Annotated in this window: 18 protein-coding genes; 8 read left to right on the top strand and 10 right to left on the bottom strand. The window is 72.9% G+C overall.

All coding sequences use genetic code 11. From position 1 onward, the window contains the following. Window positions 1–48: 48 nt before the first annotated feature. Both OG247_RS28835 and ligD read right to left on the bottom strand, forming a co-directional pair. Entirely contained in the window at window positions 49–960 is a 912-nt protein-coding gene (locus tag OG247_RS28835; RefSeq protein ID WP_327257670.1) for an ATP-dependent DNA ligase, read from the bottom strand. Beyond that, entirely contained in the window at window positions 960–1,844 is an 885-nt protein-coding gene (ligD, locus tag OG247_RS28830; protein WP_327254947.1) for a non-homologous end-joining DNA ligase, read from the bottom strand. The genes OG247_RS28835 and ligD overlap by 1 nt, the downstream gene beginning before the upstream one ends. 31 nt (window positions 1,845–1,875) lie before the next feature. Here ligD and ku point away from each other — a divergent pair, with 31 nt between their 5' ends. Further along, entirely contained in the window at window positions 1,876–3,003 is a 1,128-nt protein-coding gene (ku, locus tag OG247_RS28825; protein WP_327254946.1) for a non-homologous end joining protein Ku, read from the top strand. Between the two features lie 468 nt (window positions 3,004–3,471). On the opposite strand, the gene OG247_RS28820 is transcribed toward ku, so the two are convergent. Then, window positions 3,472–4,263 carry a nuclease-related domain-containing protein gene (locus OG247_RS28820; protein WP_327254945.1) on the bottom strand — a complete coding sequence of 264 codons (792 nt, stop codon included), beginning with the start codon at window positions 4,261–4,263 and terminating at the stop codon, window positions 3,472–3,474. 222 nt (window positions 4,264–4,485) lie between these two features. Here OG247_RS28820 and OG247_RS28815 point away from each other — a divergent pair, with 222 nt between their 5' ends. The 3 genes from OG247_RS28815 (at window position 4,486) to OG247_RS28805 (ending at window position 7,305) form a co-directional block, all read left to right on the top strand. Continuing rightward, window positions 4,486–5,142, top strand: a complete 657-nt coding sequence (locus tag OG247_RS28815) for a hypothetical protein (RefSeq protein ID WP_327254944.1) — start codon at window positions 4,486–4,488, stop codon at window positions 5,140–5,142. Between the two features lie 118 nt (window positions 5,143–5,260). Beyond that, window positions 5,261–6,046: a hypothetical protein gene (locus OG247_RS28810; protein WP_327254943.1), complete on the top strand. Its 786-nt coding sequence runs from the start codon at window positions 5,261–5,263 to the stop codon at window positions 6,044–6,046. Continuing rightward, window positions 6,043–7,305, top strand: a complete 1,263-nt coding sequence (locus tag OG247_RS28805; RefSeq protein WP_327257669.1) for a HAMP domain-containing sensor histidine kinase — start codon at window positions 6,043–6,045, stop codon at window positions 7,303–7,305. The genes OG247_RS28810 and OG247_RS28805 overlap by 4 nt, the downstream gene beginning before the upstream one ends. A gap of 14 nt (window positions 7,306–7,319) precedes the next feature. Here the strand turns inward: OG247_RS28805 and OG247_RS28800 are convergent, their stop codons facing one another. The 3 genes from OG247_RS28800 to OG247_RS28790 all read right to left on the bottom strand — a co-directional run bounded on the left by OG247_RS28800 (window position 7,320) and on the right by OG247_RS28790 (window position 9,410). Next, entirely contained in the window at window positions 7,320–7,610 is a 291-nt protein-coding gene (locus tag OG247_RS28800; protein WP_327254942.1) for a hypothetical protein, read from the bottom strand. A 61-nt stretch (window positions 7,611–7,671) separates the two neighbouring features. After that, window positions 7,672–8,388 (bottom strand): TetR/AcrR family transcriptional regulator, encoded by a 717-nt coding sequence (locus OG247_RS28795; protein ID WP_327254941.1) that lies wholly within the window; start codon window positions 8,386–8,388, stop codon window positions 7,672–7,674. Window positions 8,389–8,480: 92 nt separating this feature from the next. Then, window positions 8,481–9,410: an AurF N-oxygenase family protein gene (locus tag OG247_RS28790; protein ID WP_327254940.1), complete on the bottom strand. Its 930-nt coding sequence runs from the start codon at window positions 9,408–9,410 to the stop codon at window positions 8,481–8,483. A 186-nt stretch (window positions 9,411–9,596) separates the two neighbouring features. Here OG247_RS28790 and OG247_RS28785 point away from each other — a divergent pair, with 186 nt between their 5' ends. Continuing rightward, on the top strand, window positions 9,597–10,703 hold the full coding sequence (locus OG247_RS28785) for a ferritin-like domain-containing protein (RefSeq protein ID WP_327254939.1): 1,107 nt from the start codon (window positions 9,597–9,599) through the stop codon (window positions 10,701–10,703). A 183-nt stretch (window positions 10,704–10,886) separates the two neighbouring features. Here OG247_RS28785 and OG247_RS28780 read toward each other — a convergent pair whose 3' ends face one another. Both OG247_RS28780 and OG247_RS28775 read right to left on the bottom strand, forming a co-directional pair. Next, on the bottom strand, window positions 10,887–12,347 hold the full coding sequence (locus tag OG247_RS28780) for a penicillin-binding transpeptidase domain-containing protein (protein WP_327254938.1): 1,461 nt from the start codon (window positions 12,345–12,347) through the stop codon (window positions 10,887–10,889). Next, window positions 12,344–13,714, bottom strand: a complete 1,371-nt coding sequence (locus tag OG247_RS28775) for an FtsW/RodA/SpoVE family cell cycle protein (protein WP_327254937.1) — start codon at window positions 13,712–13,714, stop codon at window positions 12,344–12,346. Before OG247_RS28775 ends, OG247_RS28780 begins: the two co-directional genes overlap by 4 nt. Before the next feature lie 116 nt (window positions 13,715–13,830). Here OG247_RS28775 and OG247_RS28770 point away from each other — a divergent pair, with 116 nt between their 5' ends. Next, window positions 13,831–14,220 carry a DUF6325 family protein gene (locus OG247_RS28770; RefSeq protein WP_327254936.1) on the top strand — a complete coding sequence of 130 codons (390 nt, stop codon included), beginning with the start codon at window positions 13,831–13,833 and terminating at the stop codon, window positions 14,218–14,220. Beyond that, complete coding sequence (locus OG247_RS28765) at window positions 14,220–14,666, top strand: SHOCT domain-containing protein (RefSeq protein WP_327254935.1); 447 nt, start codon at window positions 14,220–14,222, stop codon at window positions 14,664–14,666. The genes OG247_RS28770 and OG247_RS28765 overlap by 1 nt, the downstream gene beginning before the upstream one ends. Window positions 14,667–14,680: 14 nt before the next feature. On the opposite strand, the gene OG247_RS28760 is transcribed toward OG247_RS28765, so the two are convergent. Beyond that, window positions 14,681–15,454, bottom strand: coding sequence for a hypothetical protein (locus OG247_RS28760; protein ID WP_327254934.1), 774 nt, complete (start codon window positions 15,452–15,454; stop codon window positions 14,681–14,683). A gap of 164 nt (window positions 15,455–15,618) precedes the next feature. Here OG247_RS28760 and OG247_RS28755 point away from each other — a divergent pair, with 164 nt between their 5' ends. Next, window positions 15,619–16,917: a C40 family peptidase gene (locus OG247_RS28755; protein ID WP_327254933.1), complete on the top strand. Its 1,299-nt coding sequence runs from the start codon at window positions 15,619–15,621 to the stop codon at window positions 16,915–16,917. Here OG247_RS28755 and OG247_RS28750 read toward each other — a convergent pair. Continuing rightward, a complete protein-coding gene (locus OG247_RS28750; protein ID WP_327254932.1) occupies window positions 16,860–18,128 on the bottom strand; it encodes a styrene monooxygenase/indole monooxygenase family protein in 1,269 nt (422 codons plus the stop codon). The genes OG247_RS28755 and OG247_RS28750 overlap by 58 nt on opposite strands. Between the last annotated feature and the right edge of the window lie 7 nt (window positions 18,129–18,135).

Below are 18,135 nucleotides of genomic sequence, written 5' to 3'. Positions count from 1 at the left end.
CGTCCGAAGCGACCCGTTGACCGTGGCCCGCGGCCCTTTCGCCGCGGGTCACAGGTCTGTGCGCAGGCGCAGGACCTCCGGGGGCGGGTGGCGGGTCGAGGTGTGGCGGACCTCGGCCGTCAGGGGCGGGTCCAGGGGGTGGAAGGGGACCTCGCCGAGGCCGATGGCCGTGATGGTGGCGCTCGTGGCGCCCCGGGAAGTGCCAGGGGCCGGGTCGCGGGCGGCCACCGCCGCCGCCACCTCCGCGCGCAGCGGCGCCGTCAGGGGGCTCGAGACCAGCGGGGTCTCGTCGCCGACCGGCAGGACCAGGACGAGGGCGAGCGGGCGGCGGGCGGTGCCCGTGTAGCCGACCACCGCCGCGTCGCGGACGTTGGTGTGGCGGAGCTTTTGCCAGCCGCGCCGGCCGGCGGGGTAGGACTGGTCCATCCGTTTGACGACCAGGCCCTCGATGCCGCTGGCGGGCAGGGTCTCGTACCAGGTCTCCGCCAGCTCCGGGTCCGTGGTCATCGGGACCGGCTGGAGCGGCGGGCCCAGGGGCAGGAGAAGGTCGACGAGGAGGGTGCGCCGGCGTTCGTAGGGACGGGAGCGCAGGTCGAGCCCGGCGAGTTCCAGTACGTCGAAGGCCGCGTACGAGGCCGGGAGCGTCCGGGCCAGCACGGCGGCCCGCGCGGCCGAGGCGGCGGCCGCCCGGCGCTGTACGAGCGCGAAGTCGGTGCGGCCCGCGTGCCAGACCACCACCTCCCCGTCGAGCACCGTCCCGGCGGGCAGGTGGTGTGCGGCCGCCGCGAGGTCGGGGAAGGCCGCCGTGACGATGCGGCCGGAGCGGGCCTGGAGGATCACCCCGTCAACGGCGCGGTCGGTGCGGATGACGACGAGGCGGTGACCGTCGAACTTGGGCTCGTACGCGAGACCGGGCGCGCGCGGCAGGGAGCGTACGGCCACGGCGAGCGCGACGGTGATCACGGGAGCCGTCCGGCCAGGGCGGGGTCGAGGAGCGGGGCGAAGAGGTCTCCTTCGCGGGCCAGCCGGGGGGCGATGTCGTCGGCGAGGAAGACCAGGTCGGAAGGGGTCCTGCAGGACTCGACCTCCGCCCAGGAGAGGGGGGCGGAGACGGTGGGCAGGGCGCGGGCACGCAGGGTGTAGGGGGCCGCGGTGGTCTTGGCGGCGGCGTTCTGACTGTGGTCGACGAAGACCTTCCCGGGGCGCAGCGCCTTGGTCATCCGGTGCACGACCAGGTCGGGGAGTTCGCCTTCGGCCTCCTGGGCGAGGGTCTTCGCGTACGCCGACACGTGCTCGGAGGGGGTCGGTTCGAGGGGTACCACCAGGTGGAGGCCCTTGGAGCCGGAGGTCTTGGGGAAGGCGTGGAGGCCGTCGGCGGCGAGGCGGTCCCGGAGCCAGAGGGCGGCGGCGGAACATTCGACGGCGGTGGCGGGCGGGCCGGGGTCCAGGTCGAAGATCAGGCGGTCGGCCAGGGCGGGGGCGCCGGCCGGCCACTGGGGGGTGTGGAACTCGACGACGAGGTTGGCGGCCCACATGAGGGTGGGCAGGTCGGCGACGACCACCTGTTCGGCCCGGAGGTCCTCCGAGCGGGGCACCGGGGTGGTCTTCACCCAGGCGGGGGTACCGGGCGGCGGGTTCTTCGTGAAGAAGAGCTGTCCGTCCGGGCCGTCGGGATAGCGCAGGAAGGACACCGGGCGGTCGTGGATGTGGGCGAGCAGGGGGCCCGCGACCGTGGCGTAGTAGTGGAGGACCTCGCCCTTGGTGAAACCGGTCTCCGGGTAGAGGACCTTGTCGAGGTTGCTGAGCGAAATGCGACGGCCCTCCACCAGGGTGATCGGCGTCATACGATGAGATTGCCACGAAACAGGAGGAACCGTGCGATCCATATGGAACGGGGCGATCTCCTTCGGCTTGGTCAGCATTCCGATCAAGCTCGTGAACGCCACCGAGAGCCACTCGATCTCCTTCCGCCAGATCCATGTCAGCGATGGCGGGCGCGTCCGCTACCGCAAGGTCTGCGAGCTGGACGGGGAGGAGGTGTCGACCGCCGAGATCGGCAAGGGCTACGAGGAGGCGGACGGGTCGATCATTCCGATCACCGACGAGGATCTGGCGCAGCTGCCGATCGCCACCGCCAAGACGATCGAGATCGTTTCGTTTGTTCCTGCCGATCAGATCGATCCGCTGCAGATGGACGCGGCGTACTACCTCGCGGCGAGCGGAGCCACGGCGGCCAAGCCGTACACGCTGCTGCGGGAGGCGCTGAAGCGGAGCCGGAAGGTCGCGATCGCGAAGTACGCGCTGCGGGGGCGGGAACGGCTCGGCATGCTGCGGGTCGTCGACGACGTGATCGCGATGCACGGGCTGCTGTGGCCGGACGAGATCCGGGTTCCGGAGGGGGTGGCCCCCGAGGGCGAGGTGTCGGTGCGGGAGGCCGAGCTGGACCTCGCGGATGCGCTGATGGCGACGTTGGGGGAGGTGGAGATGGACTCGCTGCGCGACGACTACCGCGAGGCGGTGGAAGCGATGGTCGCGGCGAAGGCGGGTACGGGTGAACCGGTGGTGGCGGGGCCGCCGGCGGAGGGTGCGGGTGCGCAGGTCATCGACCTGATGGCGGCGTTGGAGAACAGCGTGCGGGCGGCGAAGGCTTCTCGGGCGGGGGCGGGTTCGGCTGCGTCGGAGGGGGAGGCGGGGGCCGAGGCCGAGGGGGCTGGGGCTGGGGCTGAGGTTACGCCGATTCGGCGGAAGGGGGCCGGGCGGGCGGCTGCCCCGAAGGCGGTGGGCGGGAAGAAGTCGACGGCGTCGGCGGCTGGGTCGGCATCGGGCTCCGGTGCTGCGAAGAAGTCGACGGCTGCGGCCGCTGCCTCTGCCTCTGCCGCGAAGAAGAAGGCCGCCACGACGGCCGTGAAGAAGACGGCCTCGGCCAAGGCCGCGGAGGGGAAGCCGGCGCGGGCCGCTGCCAAGAAGGCGGCGACGCCGCCGCGCAAGCGGAGCTCCGCTTGAGGGGGGTGGTGGGCCCCCTGCGGCCCTGCGGGATGGTGTGCCCTGCGGGGCGAAGTCCCCTACCCGCCCTTCCACCATCCCCCAGACTCCGTCCGGGGGGACCCCCAGCAGGGCTCCGCCCTGACCCGGTCCTCAAACGCCGGACGGGCTGGGAAGGGGTACCGGGCTGCGCCCGGACCCCCCTGGGGCTCCGCCCCGGACCCCGGTCCTCAAACGCCGGACGGCTGGAATGCCCAACCACCGGACGGCTGGGAGGGGGTACCGGGCTGCGCCCCGACCCCCCGGGGCTCCGCCCCAGGCCCCGGTCCTCCAGCGCCGGACGGCTGGAATGCCCAACCACCGGACGGCTGAAAGGCACACCACCGGGGCGGAAGGGCGGACACGGGGCGGGTGCGGGGCGGCCTAGGGCGGCCCCGGGGCGGACCCGGGGGCGGCTGAGGGCAGCGCCCCGTCCCCGGATGACGGGGGCTACTGCCAGGTTCGGCGGTCTCTGGCTGTGGTGAAGAGGGCTTCCACGTCCGGGGGTTTGAGGGTGGTGGGGGTGTTCGTCAGGAAGGTGGAGGTGGTTGCCGGGGTGAGGATGCGGACGTCCCGGAGGGTGGGGGTGACCTCCAGGCGGGTCGCGTCGACCACCGCCAGGACCGGGGTCACCGGGGCGGAGAGGGCGCGGGTCGCGTGCGCCGCCGCGCGGCGGGCTTCGCGGGGGTCCGGGGTGGGCTCGGCGCGACCCACCCTGAGGAGGAGGTCGCCGATCACCGCACGCTGGCGGCGGCCCTGGACCGTGCGGATGCAGAAGACGCCGGGCGGGCCGAAGAGCAGGTGGTCCGCGACGCCGTGGATCGAATGCAGGACCCGCCAGTCCTCCGACTCCGCCAGGGCGTCCAGTACGTCGCCCATCCGCTGCCTCACCGTGAGCTCCTGGCGGAGCCGGTGCCGGGCGCGGGTGCCCGCGGTGCCGTACGTGAGGGCGCCGAGCTGCGCCTCCCCCGGGCGGTTCGGGGCCAGGTCCTCGTCGGGCGGGAGGGACAGGCGGAGCAGGTCCTCGGCCGTGGGGACGGGTGGCGGGCCGATGGCGACGGTTCCGGTGAGGTAGGGGCGTAACGCCGTCAGGATCTCCTCACGGCGCTCGTCCGCCAGCACGCTGATCCGGTTGGCCCGCCGGTCGTACCAGGCCACCGCCCGGCCGTCGGGCAGGTTCACGTACAGCCGGCCGCGGCCGGGTCGGCCGCTCGGCAGTACCTTCAGTCCCCTCGAAGCCATGGTCCTCACCCCCGCCGTCCATGGGAGCAGCCCGGGCGCCCCGCGGCAATCCCCCGGTGGGGTCCCGCCTGTCGCGCGTGCCGTGCGGCCCGGGGCGTGTAACGACTCCGTCGGGTCGCTGAGGCGTGGCTGTTACAGAAGCAACGGGTTACCGCAACGGCCGGTGCATACGTTTATCCCACCTGGACGGCCCAGGGCCTGACCTGCACCGAAGGACTTCCCGTGAACACCGTGAGCCGCAGCCGCAGCACGCTCGTCCGCGCCGCCGCCGTGGCCGTGGGTGCCGGCACCCTGCTGGCCTTCCCCGCGGCGGCCGCGCTCGCCGACGGGGTGCCGTCGGCTTCCTCCGCGCAGGGCGTGACCGCCCCGCGGACCCTGGTCAAGACCCTGTCCCTCGCGGACGGCGTCTCCACCGCGAAGGTGTACCGGGTGGCCAAGGGCGCCTACCAGGCCGAGGTCCTCAACCCCGACGGCTCCACCGCGGCCACCCTGACCAGCCGTGACGGCGGCACCGGCTACGGCGACGCCGGGTCGATGCACCTCGCGCTGCGGTCTGACGGCCGGCTCAGCTCCTGGGCCGGGGCCGAGGCCGGGGGCGGAGTCGGGGCCGGAGCCGGGAGCGATACGGAGAACCCCGGCGGCTCCCCCGCCACCGGCGGCCACACCGGGCACAAGACCGCGACCCGGGACGGCAAGGTCGTCCCCGCCGTCGCGTCCTCGCGCTCGGGTGCCGGGACCGTCGAGGCGCTGGGCCTGAACACGCTGGCCGACGGTCCGGGTGACGGCATGCTGCTGCTCGCCGCGGGCGGCGGGATCGCGGCGATCGGCGCCGCCGGGCTGGGCTTCGCGATGCTGCGCCGCGGGCGCACCGAGGCGTAGGCCGCACCCTCCCCACCTGGTCGGCGCCGCAGCCCTCCGCCCCGAGCGCACGGGCGGAAACGATGTGGCTCTGCCTACTGTGGACGGGCACATGCTCATGGGAGAGGAGGGTCGACGGGTGATCGGATCCGGATCCGTTCCCTCCCATCACGGTCCCGGGCGGCGGCGTCGGCGTGTCCGGGCCGGTCTGCGGGTCACCCTGTTCGCCGCCCTGCTGCTGCCGCTGGCGAGCGCCTGTGGCGACACCGGCGGGCTGGCCGGCGCGGGGGCGACCCCGACCGCGAGCGGGCCCGTACATCTGTGGCCGGGGCGCGCGGGGGCCGTCGTACCGCCCGCCGATCCGGGGGGCGCGCCGCCCGAGTACGTGCCCGGGATCGCGGCCGTCCAGGACCAGAACGTGCACGGGATCGACCCGGCCGCCCTGGTGCAGGCCGAGCTGCGGGCCCACCCGAACGTGCAGACCGGTCCCGACGGGATGCCTCCGGAGACGATCACCGCGATCAGGGAGTGCGGGGCGGACGGGGCCGACCCGAAGAAGTGTCCGGTGCTGACGCCGTACTACCGGGACCTCACCGGCAACGGCAAGGACGAGCTGATCGTCGGCATCGAGTACCCCGAGCAGCAGATGTCCGTGCGCGTCTACACGGCGGACGCCCAGGGCCGGCTCAACCGGATCATGGCCACCACCGACACCCTCATCAGCGTCGAGCTCGCCGGCCGGGACGTGATCCTGCGCGTCCCCAGCGGCAACGCCGGCTACGAGGTGAACACCACCTGGTCCTGGGACGAGACGCAGCGCTCGATGCTGCCGACGTGGGAGCAGATCGTGCGCGTGCCCGGCGCCGGCCCGAGCCGCGCCCCGGCACCATCCCCGAGCCCCGGTTCGCCGGGAGCGTCGCGGTGAGGCTCCGGCTGCCCTCGTGGACGGCGACGCTGACCTGGAAGTCGGCGTGCTTCATCGTGCTGATGTGCTGCTCGCTCGCGGCGGTTCTGGGTGTGCTCGTGCACGTGGAGGTGACCGGGCAGACCGTCGCGACGGCCCGCGAGAAGGCCCTCGCCAAGCTGACCGACGCCTCGCGCGCCTACGAGGCCGGCGAGATACTGCCGCCGGAATCCGGGCTGGATCCGGCCGGGCTGCCGGACCGGCTGCGCGCGCTGGCCCTGGCCGGACAGCGCGGGACGCTCGTGGCGGAGTACGAGGGCCGGCAGCTGATGTGGGCGGCGGCCCCGGCCGACGGGAAGGCGCTGGCCACGGCCGTCGACTACGGGCAGAGCGCGCGGACGATCAGCGGGCTGGACAACGCGATCATCGGGTCGTCGGTCCTGGCCATCGGCGGGACGCTGCTGGTGGGGGCCTTCGCCGTGACCCGGGTGACGCGGCGGCTGCACCAGACGGCGACGGTGGCCCGCCGGATCACCCAGGGCGACCTGGACGCACGGGTCGGGGACCCGCGTACGAAGGACCCCTCGCGGCACCAGGACGAGGTGGCGACGGTGGCGGCGGCCCTGGACACGATGGCGGGCAGCCTGCAGACGAAGCTCCAGCGGGAGCAGCGGTTCACGGCGGACGTCGCGCACGAGCTGCGCACCCCGCTGACCGGTCTGCAGGCGGCGTCGGAGCTGCTGCCGGACGGCCGGGCGACGGAGCTGGTGCAGGAGCGGGTGCGCACGATGCGGCAGCTGACGGAGGACCTGCTGGAGATCTCCCGGCTCGACTCGGGCAGCGAGGTGGTGGAGACGGACCTGCACCAGCTCGGGCGTCTCGCGCGGCGGGTGGTGCGGGCTTCGGGGACGGACACGGAGGTCGTCGTGGTGCGGGACGCGCACGTGGAGACGGACCGGCGGCGCCTCGAGCGGGTGCTGGGGAACCTGGTCGCCAATGCCCACAAGCACGGGCGGGCGCCGGTGGTGGTGACGGTGGACGGGCCGGTGGTGACGGTACGGGACCACGGTGACGGCTATCCCGAGTACCTCGTGTCCCACGGGCCCCAGCGGTTCCGCACCGGGGACGGGAGCAAGGGGCACGGGCTCGGGCTGACGATCGCCGTGGGTCAGGCGGAGGTCATCGGGGCCGGGCTGGTGTTCCGGCAGGCGGAACCCCCCGAAGGCGGGGCGGGCGGGGCGGAGGCCGTACTGACCCTGGTGGAGGCCCGGCTGCCGTGAGGTGGCGCCCGCCGTCACTCCCCCGGCGCGCCAGGGCCGGGCGGCGTCGGCTTGGTCCAGGGCCAGCGGAGCTTCGGCTTCTGACCGTCCGGGGCGTAGACGTACTTCCAGCCCTTCTGGAGGCCCAGGCGCTTGGAGTACCCCGCCGGGACGCGCTCGTAGAGCAGCACCGTGGGGGCGCCGCCGTCCGGGGCCGGGACCGGGATCTCGTACCACTTCGACGGGTGGCCGGTCGGACCGAGGAGGATCGGCAGGGTCCGGCCGTCCATCGGGCCGCCCTCGAAGGGGGTGGGTTGGCTTCTCACCCCTCCAGTCTCACAGGAGTTCGGAAATTACAGCAGTTCAGGGGTCACAGCAGTTCAGGGGTCACAGCAGGTGGGCCGCCTCGGAGACCACGGGGATCACCCTGCGGGCCAGTACCCCCACAGGGCCGTCCGCCGATTCGAGCGCGAGGGCGGCGCGAGCGGCCGCGGCCGTCTCCGGGTCGGTGGCGGCCGTGGCCGTGAGCAGGGCGATGAACTGGTCCACCAGCCAGTCCCGGAGCGAGTCGATCTCCGGCTGTTTGCCCTCGTCGATCCAGATCAGCGAGGCGGCCTCGACCGCCGTGATCCACGTGCGCACCATCATGCGCAGGCGCGGGCCGGGGGCCGGCACGCCGAGGTGGAAGAGGATCGCCTCGGCGGCCGCCCGGCGGATGCCGTCGACGGTGGCGGTGGTGCGGGAGGTTTCGACCACGCTGCCGCCCTGGAGGAGGGCGGAGAAGCCGGCGTCGTGTTCGTCGACGAAGGCCAGGTACCGGTCCAGGACCCGGGAGAGCCGCTGGGTCAGGGGTCCGGCCTGGGGTTCGGCGAAGCAGAGCCGCAGCACGTCGGCGGCCGAGCGCAGGGCGGCCTCGTAGAGCTGCTGTTTCCCGCCCGGGAAGTAGCGGTAGACGAGGGGGCGCGAGACGCCGGCGGCCTCGGCCACGTCGTCCAGCGAGACCTCCTCCGGCGCCCGGTGCGCGAACAACGTCAGGGCCGCGTCGAGGAGCTGGGCCCGGCGCTCCTCGACGCTCAACCTGCGGTACGCCCGTACGGCTGTCATGTCCGCAGGGTAGCCCCACGTCGTGGCCCCGGGGCCAGGGGTGCTCAGTGGAGTGCGGACCGGGGTGGTCACGGAGGTGGTCGCGGGGGTGGTCAGGCGAGGAGGCCCGAGCTCTTCCAGAGCTTGCGGCCGACTCCGCGCATCACGCCTATGTCGTCCAGGAAGTCGGTGAGCCGCTTGGCTCCGGTCTGCATGACCTCCCGGCGGTGGCCGCTCGCCTTGACCTGGGCGAGCGCCTCGTGCCGGTCGAGGCCGATGTTGTCGTAGACCTGGGGGTTCACGAAGGCCTGCGAGAACACGCGGGCGGCCTGGCCGCAGCTCACGCGGGTGAGCTCCTGCTCCCAGCGCGGGGCGGTGAGCATCTGGCGGCGCAGTTCCTCGCGGGCGTAGCGGACGTGGCGCGCCTCTTCGATGACGTGGATGCGGGTGACTCCGCGGACGAGGGGCTGGACGCGCTCGTCCGGGAAGGTCAGCCGCTGCATCCAGTCGAGGACCTCCTCGCCGAGGAGGGTGCAGGCGAAGGAGCCCGGGGTGGTGGAGACGGTCTTCAGGACGCGGGCGAGGTTGTGGTTGGCGCGGGAGACCGGGTACTCGGGGGCGCCGCCCGTCTTGATCATGCGGGCGAACATCATCGAGTGGCGGCACTCGTCGGCGATCTCGGTGAGTGCGTACCGGACGTGATTGCTGGTCAGGGACTTGTCGTAGATGTGCCGGACCAGGAGCTGCATCAGGATGATCTCGAACCAGATGCCGAGCGAGCCGAGCGCCGCCGCCTCGTGGCGGGAGAGTTCGATGCGCTGCTCCTCGCCCATCTTCTTCCAGAGCGGGGTGTCGAAGAGGGAGAGCAGCTCGGGCGGCCAGTAGTACTTGCCGTCGATGGGCGGGGCGTCCCAGTCCAGTTCCCGGTCCGGGTCGAAGGAGTGCTTGGCCGAGGATTCGAGCAGCCGCTCGGCGATCTGCTCGCGGTCCTTGAGCAGTCCGAGGGCATCGCGGAGCTCGGCTCGTTCGGTCACGGTGGTCATGGCTTCGGACACCTCGTCGTCGAGTTACCGGCGGTCACCTCTTATGAGACTCCCCGTCAGCAAGACCGTCAATCCCTTGCACACGACTTGTTGACCGCGCGTCTACCAACGTGTGACGCTGCCAACTGTCCGGTCCCGTACGGAAGTACACGCGAGTACGCGGCTACGTGAGACGAGGGGGCGTCAGTGTCGACGCACGAGCTCTACACCAACGATCCGGGCGAGACCGTCTGGGCGGTCCCCGCCTCCGGCAGCGCCCGTTTCAGCTGGGAGTACGACGGCGGCCGCGAGCGGCTGCTGGCCCTGTACCAGAAGGGCAAGGACAAGCAGTGGGACGGCGCCAAGCGCATCGACTGGGACATCGAGGTGGATCCGTACGATCCCCTGGGCACCCCGGACGAGGCGCTTCCGCTGCACGGCACCCGGCACTGGGCCAAGCTCACGGAGCGGGACCGGGGCGAACTGCGCCGGCACTACGCCGCCTGGAACTTCAGCCAGTTCCTGCACGGCGAGCAGGGCGCGATGGTGTGCGCGGCGCGCATCGTCGAGTCGGTGCCGGACCTGGACGCGAAGTTCTACTCCGCCACGCAGACCATGGACGAGGCCCGGCACGCGGAGATCTTCGGGCGGTTCCTGCACGAGAAGATCGGGATGCTCTACCCGATCAACAACAGCCTGCAGGGACTGCTCGGCGACACCCTGCGCGATTCCCGCTGGGACATGCCGTACCTGGGCATGCAGGTGCTCATCGAGGGGCTGGCTCTGGCCGCCTTCGGGATGATCCGCGACACCACGAACAAGCCGCTGCCCAAGCAGATCCTGGCCTACGTGATGCAGGACGAGGCACGGCACGTGGCGTTCGGGCGGATGGCGCTGCGCGACTACTACAAGCAGTTGACGGACGCCGAGCTGCGCGAGCGCGAGGAATTCGTGATCGAGGGCTGCTACCTGATGCGGGACCGGCTGCGCGGGGTGGAGGTGCTCGAGAACTTCGGCATCTCGCGCGCCGAGGCGGAGGAGTTCAGCGAGCGGTCGGAGTTCCTGGCGCTCTTCCGCAAGCTGCTGTTCAGCCGGATCGTGCCCTGCGTGAAGGACATCGGGCTGTGGGGCGAGCGGCTGCAGAAGGCGTACCTGGACATGGGCGTCTTCGAGATGGGCAACTCCAACCTGGACCTGCTGATGAGCCAGGACGAGGAGATCGCCGAGGCCCTCGACCGGGAGCGGTTCGCGGCCGAGGAGGAACAGCGGGTGGCGGAGGTGGCGGAGGCCATCGCGGAGGGCGCGGGCACCTAGGGCGGTGGGCGGAACCGGTCGGGCGGGATCCCGTCGGGCGGGCCGGCCCGGGCGGCGCGGCTCCCGCGACGCGGCTCCTACGACGCGCCCTCCGCACGGGTTTCCCGTGCGGAGGGCGAACGCGTACGAGGTCGGGCCATGCCCTCACCGTAATCACGCAACCACCGCTCCTCCCGGGCCGGTTCACCGGGCGGACAGCGCCGCCTCCATGACGGCCCGGGCGATCGGCGCGGCCGCGAGGTTGCCGCTGATGTCCCCGCGGACGGCCGACGCGTCCTCGACGACCACCGCGACCGCCACGGCCGGCGGCCGGCCGCCCCGGGGGCCCGCCCAGGAGATGAACCAGGCGTACGGGGTGCCCGCGTTGCCGACGCCGTGCTGGGCCGTGCCGGTCTTGCCGCCGACCACGGCGCCGGGGATCGCCGCGTTGCGGCCGGTGCCGCTCTCCACCACCTTCACCATGAGCTCCTGCATCCGCATCGCGGTCAGTGGGGTCATGGCCCGGCCGAGGCTGCGCTGGTCGGCGCGGCGGACCGGGTCGCCGTCGTCCTGGGTCGTGCGGTCCACCAGGTAGGGGGCCTTGAGCTCCCCGCCGTTGGCGACGGCCGCCGCCACCATCGCCATCTGCAGCGGGGTGGCCTTGGTGTTGAACTGCCCGATCGAGGACAGGGCCAGCTGGTCGGGGCTCATGTCGGTGTCGAAGTTGGACCGCGACACCCAGGCCGGCACGCGCAGCCCGCCGTCGTTGAAGCCGAACCGCCGCGCCGCGTCCGTCATCCCGCGCAGCCCGACCTGTACGCCGATCTTCGCCATCACGGTGTTGCACGACCACTGCACCGCGTCCGCCATCGAGGCGTCGGCGCAGCCCGTGCCGGCGTTCGGCAGCAGGGTGCTGGTGCCGGGCAGCGGGTACGGGTCCGGAGTCTCGGTCGGCGCGTCCACGTCGGTGACCACGCCCGCGTCGAGGGCGGCGGCGGCCGTCACGATCTTGAACGTGGAGCCGGGCGGGTACGTCTCGCGCAGTGCCCGGTTGAGCATCGGCTTGGCGGGGTCCGCGTTGAGCTTCTCCCAGGCCTCCTTGACCTTCGGCCCCGTACCGGAGAGCACCGCCGGGTCGTAGGAGGGGCTGCTGACCAGCGCGAGGATCTTGCCCGTGGCCGGCTCGACGGCGGCGACCGCGCCCCGCTTCCCGGCGAGCCCGGTGTACGCGGCCAGCTGCATGCTCGCCCGGATGGTGGTGGCGGCGTTGCCGCCGCCCGGGCGGCCGCGCGAGAGCTCGTACCAGAGCGGGAAGGCCGAGAGCCCGGGGTCGGTGCCGGAGAGGACCGGGTCCTCGGCGCGTTCCAGGAAGCTGGTCCCGTAGGTCTGGGAGGCGAAACCGGTGACGGGTGCGTAGAGCGGGCCGTTCTTGTACGTGCGCTCGTAGCGCAGCAGTTGACGGCTGTCCCGGGAGCCGGTGACGGGACGGCCGTCGACGGTGATTTCCCCGCGCGGTTCGGCGTACCGCTCGATGGCGGGGCGCTTGTTGGCCGGATTGGCGCCGTAGCCGGCGGCCTCCCAGACCTGCACGCGGCCGACGTTGACCAGCAGGGCGACGAGCAGCAGGGCGCAGAAGTACGCGCACCAGCGGATGTAGCGGATCACGCTTCGGCCTCCTCGGCCGGTCCGGGCCTGCGGGCGCTGTCGCTGAGCCGGACCAGGAGGGCGACGATGATCCAGTTGGTGACCACGGAGGAGCCGCCCTGGGCGAGGAAGGGCATCGCCATGCCGGTCAGCGGGATCAGACCGGTGACTCCGCCGGCGATGACGAACACCTGGAGCGCGACGATCGAGGCGAGCCCGGTGGCGAGGAGGCGGCCGAAGGGGTCGCGCAGCGCCAGGCCGGCGCGGAATCCGCGGGCTACGAGGAGCCCGTAGAGGAGCAGGATCGCGGTGAGGCCGACGAGGCCGAGCTCCTCCCCGGCGGTGGCGAGGATGAAGTCCGATTTGGCGGCGAACCCGATGAGGAAGGACTGCCCGTGGCCGAGCCCGGCGCCGAGCAGTCCACCGGCTCCGAAGGCGAAGAGGGACTGGGCGAGCTGGCCGGGGCCGTCACCGCGCTCGATGGAGGCGAAAGGATTCAGCCAGTCGTCGACGCGGCTGTTCACGTGCGGCTCGAACGTCCCGACGGCGTACGCGCCCACGGCCGCGAGCAGCAGGCCGATCGCGATCCAGCCGATCCGGCCGGTGGCCGTGAACAGCATGATCACGAAGAGGCCGAAGAAGAGCAGCGAGGTCCCGAGGTCGCGCTCCAGGACGAGTACGCCGACGGAGAGCAGCCAGATGGCCAGGATCGGGCCGAGGACCCGGCCGGGCAGCAGCCTCAGCTTCCAGAAGAGGGTGCGGCCGGTGAGGGCCAGGGCGGTGCGGTTCGCCGCGAGGTAGGAGGCGAAGAAGACGGCGAGCAGGATCTTGGCGAACTCCCCGGGCTGGAAGGAGAGCCCGGCGAACCGGATCCAGATGTGCGCGCCGTTCACGGCGGGGAAGAAGACGGGGACCATCATCAGCACGAGCGCGACGGCGACGGACAGGTACGCGTACTTCTGCAGCACCCGGTGATCGCGCAGCAGCGCGACGACGAGCACGAAGAGCACCATCCCGAGGGCGGACCAGCGCAGTTGTTCGCCGGCGGTGACGTTCGCCGGGGTGGTGGCGTCGAGGCGCTGGATGAGGACGAGGCCGAGGCCGTTGAGCAGGACGGCGATCGGGAGCAGCAGCGGATCGGCGTACGGGGCGAACAGGCGGACGGCCAGGTGGGCGACGAGGGCGGCCACGGCGAGGCCGGCGGCGTAGTGGGCGGCCGGCCCGGGGATGTGGCCGGTGGTGGCGAGCCCCACGTAGAGGTGGCCGAGGACGGCGATCAGGACGGCGCCGAAGAGCAGCGACAGCTCGACTCCACGACGCTTGGGCGCACGGGCGTCGGGTGGCGGTGGCGGGGCGGGTTCCGTCACCTTCGCCGTCAGAGCGGTCATACGGGGAAACGTAGCAAGGAGCCAGGCCGTATGTCCGCTTATGTCATAGTGTGCCGAAGAGTCGTCAGAACTGGTCGGAAGCGAAGTAGCGGACAGCGGATCAGGAGTCTCCTTCCATGGGACCTGCGGAGTTCATCGTCCTGGCCTTTCCGGAAGAACAGCTGCGGGTCGCGGCGGTCGAGGCGGTGATGGGGCTGCGCAAAGCCGGAGTCGTGCGGCTGATCGACGGGCTGGTGGCCACCAAGACGGCGTCCGGCCGGGTGCTGTCGGCGGAGTTCGACGAGTTCGTCGAACTCCGGGGCCTGCTCGCCCACCGGGAGGCGGCCCCGCTGATCGGCCCCGAGGACGTCGGGGAAGCGGCCGAGCTGATGGACCGCGGCAGCTGCGCGCTCCTCCTGGTCGTCGAGCACGTCTGGGCCGAGGACGCCGCCATCGCCGTCCGCGCGGCGGGCGGCCGGATCGCGGGAGCGGTCCGCCTCCCGGCCGACCGGCTGGGGGCGGCCTGATGTTCATCCGCCCGATCGGCTCCGTGGTGAACCCCTCCCAGCGGCCCTCGGGCCACCCCCTGCTACGCGGAATCCTGGCGCGCGGAGCCTACGTCTGGGACACGGCCCAGCACCCGGCGGCCGCGGCGGCGCAGCCGGGGCCGCAGCCGCAGCCGCCGGGTGGCACGGCCACGGCCCCGGACCGGACCGGGACCCCCGGCGCGGGCCAAGCACAGGCCCCGGGCCCGCAGCCCGGCCCGGCCCCCTCCCCGCCGGCCGCCCCCTCGGCCCGCCGGGAGCCCGCGGCCTCCCCCTCGGCTCCACACCCCGGACCGGGAGCTTCGGGACCGGTCTCCCCCGGTGCCGACCTGACCGACCGCCTGACCCAACTCGCCGCCCTGGCACGCGAGGGCCTGCTGACCCCGGAGGAGTTCTCGGCGGCCAAGGCCCGGCTGCTGCGCGACTGACGGCGGGGTCCGGGTCAGCCGATGGTGGGCGCTTCGAAGGTCTCGACCGGGCCGAACTCGCCGAAGGTGACCTTGTTGCCGCCCGCCATGCCGCGCGTCTCCATCCGCTGCTCGAAGCGGAGCGTGCGGCCGTGGGCGTCGATCCACTGGTCGCAGCCGAAGCCCGTGACGCCCTTCGCCTTCATCGACCGGTGTACGCGCGGATCGACCGAGGCGATCTGATCGAGGTCGAGGCGCCCGGCGAGGTGGTACGCGGGGATCCCGCCCAGGTCCTCCATGCCCTTCCTCGCCGAAGGCCCGGTGGCGAGCAGGAGCTTCGCGTAACCCGTGTAGCTCGCCTGACTGTCCGCGGATGCCGGCATCTTGACCCAGGCGCCGCCTGCCTCGAGACGGTCGCGGACGTAGGCGCCGTCCGCCGTCATGACGCTCTCCGTCCAGACGGCCTGCGCAGCCGGGAGCGCGTCCGTGGGGCGGGTCTCCATCCGGCCGGTGAACAGGGTTTCGAAGTTGCCCCGGCCCGTGGTCGTGGCGATGTCCTTCCCGGCGCGCTGGGTGGACGCCTTCATCGTCGCCGCATAGGGCGTCCGCCCGGCCTCCGCGAGGGCCTTCTCCGGGTCGAACGCCCCGGCAGCGGGCGCGGCGGAAGCCGGGGTGGCTGCGGATGCGGACGCGGACGCCGTGGCGGACGCGGCACCCTTGGAGTCCTCGCAGCCGGACAGAGCAGTGAGGGCGACCGCGGCGGCGGCGAGGGTGAGCAGCGGATTACGACGCGCGTCAAAGGTGATCATCGCCAGGCGGCATCCCATGCGGACGACTCCCGCTCGAACTGGCTTCCGCCCTGCCGGCCGAGTCCCTCCGACCCGCCAACCGGGTGACCCCGGCCTGGTCGGCCGCACCATTGGGCGATTTGTCATACCGCGCGTGGCAGCATCGGCCGCCAGGAGGTGACCCCATGTCACGACGACGCAGACGTCGGCTGCTTCGCGCCGCGTGCCTCGCCGCGGCCCTCGTCGCAGCCGGCCCGCTCCCCGTCGCCCACGCGGAGCCGCCCGCCGCACCCGCCGCACCGGAGGTTCCCGCCGCCCCGGAGACACCGGCGGCCCCGGACGCCCCGGACGCCCCGGACGCCCCGGCGGCACCCGATGCCGTCGCGGCTCCCGATGCCGTCGCCGCCCCCGCCGAACCCGTCGGCGTACTCCTCACCCGTCTGCAAGGCCTCTATCAGCGCGCCGAGCAGGCCACCGAGGCCTACAACGCCGCCGAGACCGCCCTCACGGCCCGGCAGCGCGAGGAGAGCCGGCTCAGCACCGAGCTCGGCAAGGCCCGTACCGCCGTCACCGACGCCCAGGCCACCACGGGCCGGCTGGCGCGCGATCAGTACAAGGGGGCCCGCGGGTTCTCCCCGTACGCCCGGATGCTGTTCGCCGGGGACCCCCAGGGGGCCCTGGAGCAGCGCCGGGTCGCGGACCGCGAGGGTGCCCGGCGGGCCGCCGCGCTGGACCGGCTCACCAAGGGCGAGAAGCGGGCCGACACCCTCGCCACCGCCGCCCGCAAGGCCCTGGACTCCGAGCAGAAGCTGGCCGCCGAGACCAAGCAGCGCAAGGAGGAGGCCGCCACGCAGCTCAAGGAGGTCGAGCGGATGCTGGCCTCGCTCAGCCCCGCCCAGCTCACCGAGCTCGGGACGCGGGAAGCCGAGGACACCGCCACCGCGCAGCGGGAGCTGATCGATTCGGGGAAGCTGGGCAGCGGCGGCGCGCAGCTGCGCAATCCCACGGCGGCCGGCGGCACGGCCCTGACGTACGCGGCCGCCCAGATCGGGAAGCCGTACGTCTGGGGAGCCGAGGGGCCTGCCTCCTTCGACTGTTCCGGGCTGACCTCACAGGCCTGGGCGCACGCGGGCCGCGAGATCCCCCGGACCAGTCAGGAGCAGTGGGCCCGGCTGCCCCGGGTGCCGCTCGACGAACTGCGCCCGGGCGACCTGGTGGTGTACTTCCCGACGGCCACCCACGTGGCCCTGTACGTGGGCGACGGCAAGGTCATCCAGGCACCCCGGCCGGGCGCGAAGGTGAAGGTCTCACCGATCGCCGCGAACCCGCTGCTCGGCGCGGTACGGCCGGACCCCGACGGGGCTCCGATGGCCGCCTTCACCCCGCCGCCGCTGCCCGAGGGGGCGACGGCGGGGGACGACACGGGTTACGCGGAGGCCGGGGCGCCCGCGGCTTCCGGGGCGCCCGCGACCTCCGCCAGGTAGTCCGCCGCGTCCTCGGGGTCGTAGAAGTAGGCGTCGAAGTCGGCCGGGTTGTCGAAGCCGTTGGCGAAACGGTCCGCCACCGGCTGGAGCTGCCCGGCCGCACCGATCAGGTTCAGCACGTGCTCCGGCGGGACGCCGAGCATGGCGTTCGTCCACTGGGTGGTGGGCTTGCCACTGGTGAACCAGTACTTGTCGAAGGTCGCCTTCATCCAGGCCTCGTCGAACGGCTTGTCCCCGTGCATGAGGATCGAGGAGAGGTACGAGGCCGCGCACTTGGCGGCCGAGTTCGAACCCTGCCCGGTGATCGGGTCGTTGGCGACGACCACGTCCGCCACGCCCAGCACCACACCTCCGCCGGGCAGCCGGCCGATGGGGCCCCGGACGACGGGGGCGTACCTCCCGGCGAGCGTGGCGCCCGCGTCCGTGAGCTCCACCTTCGTCGCCCGCGCGTACTCCCAGGGAGTGAACTTCTCCATCAGGTCCAGCGTCAGCGCGAGGTGGTCCGCCGGGTCCTTCACCCCGCCGAAGACGTCGACCGGTCCGCCCGGGATCCCCTCCCAGAACAGGATGTCGGCCCGCCCGGAGGTGGTCAGCGTGGGGATCACGAACAGCTCGCCGACGCCCGGGACCAGGTTGCAACGCACGGCGTCCGTCTCCGGGTGCTCGGGGCGCGGAGCCAGCCCGTGCACGTACGACACGGCGAGCGCGCGCTGCGGGGCGTCGTACGGGGAGCGGGCCGCGTCCCGGCCGAACAGCGAGACCAGCTCGCCCTTGCCCGCCGCGACGAGCACCAGGTCGTACGTACGGGAGAAGAAGTCCAGGTCGGAGACGGACGCCCCGTGGATGACCAACTGGCCGCCGCGCTGCGCGAAGGTGTCGAGCCAGCCGGCCATCTTCACGCGCTGGTCGACGGACTGGGCGAAGCCCTTCAGCGTGCCGAGCCAGTCGATGGCGCGGCCGGCGTCCGGGGCGGAGACCGAGACGCCCAGGCCCCCGATCTTCGGCGCCTGCTGCTCCCAGAAGTTCAGCCCGAGGTCGCGCTCGTGCTGGAGCGCCGTGTCGAACATGCACTGGGTGGACATGACCCGCCCGGTGCGGATCTCGTCCGCCGTCCGGTTGGACATGAGGGTGACCTCGTACCCCTTCGCCTGGAGTCCGAGGGCGAGCTGGAGACCGGACTGGCCGGCGCCGACGACGAGTATCTTGCGCATGTGGGCG

The sequence above is a fragment of the Streptomyces sp. NBC_01244 genome (genome assembly GCF_035987325.1).
GTDB lineage: Bacteria > Actinomycetota > Actinomycetes > Streptomycetales > Streptomycetaceae > Streptomyces.
This window is presented reverse-complemented; position numbering and strand designations above follow the sequence as displayed.

What these genes read in the sequence shown, in the direction of transcription:
- ligD (WP_327254947.1), bottom strand. Translation starts at nt 1,844, where the DNA reads ATGACGCCGATCACCCTGGTGGAGGGCCGTCGCATTTCGCTCAGCAAC.
- OG247_RS28820 (WP_327254945.1), bottom strand. Translation starts at nt 4,263, where the DNA reads ATGGCTTCGAGGGGACTGAAGGTACTGCCGAGCGGCCGACCCGGCCGC.
- OG247_RS28795 (WP_327254941.1), bottom strand. Translation starts at nt 8,388, where the DNA reads ATGACAGCCGTACGGGCGTACCGCAGGTTGAGCGTCGAGGAGCGCCGG.
- OG247_RS28790 (WP_327254940.1), bottom strand. Translation starts at nt 9,410, where the DNA reads ATGACCACCGTGACCGAACGAGCCGAGCTCCGCGATGCCCTCGGACTG.
- OG247_RS28775 (WP_327254937.1), bottom strand. Translation starts at nt 13,714, where the DNA reads ATGACCGCTCTGACGGCGAAGGTGACGGAACCCGCCCCGCCACCGCCA.
- OG247_RS28770 (WP_327254936.1), top strand. Translation starts at nt 13,831, where the DNA reads ATGGGACCTGCGGAGTTCATCGTCCTGGCCTTTCCGGAAGAACAGCTG.
- OG247_RS28765 (WP_327254935.1), top strand. Translation starts at nt 14,220, where the DNA reads ATGTTCATCCGCCCGATCGGCTCCGTGGTGAACCCCTCCCAGCGGCCC.
- OG247_RS28760 (WP_327254934.1), bottom strand. Translation starts at nt 15,454, where the DNA reads ATGATCACCTTTGACGCGCGTCGTAATCCGCTGCTCACCCTCGCCGCC.
- OG247_RS28755 (WP_327254933.1), top strand. Translation starts at nt 15,619, where the DNA reads ATGTCACGACGACGCAGACGTCGGCTGCTTCGCGCCGCGTGCCTCGCC.
- OG247_RS28750 (WP_327254932.1), bottom strand. Translation starts at nt 18,128, where the DNA reads ATGCGCAAGATACTCGTCGTCGGCGCCGGCCAGTCCGGTCTCCAGCTC.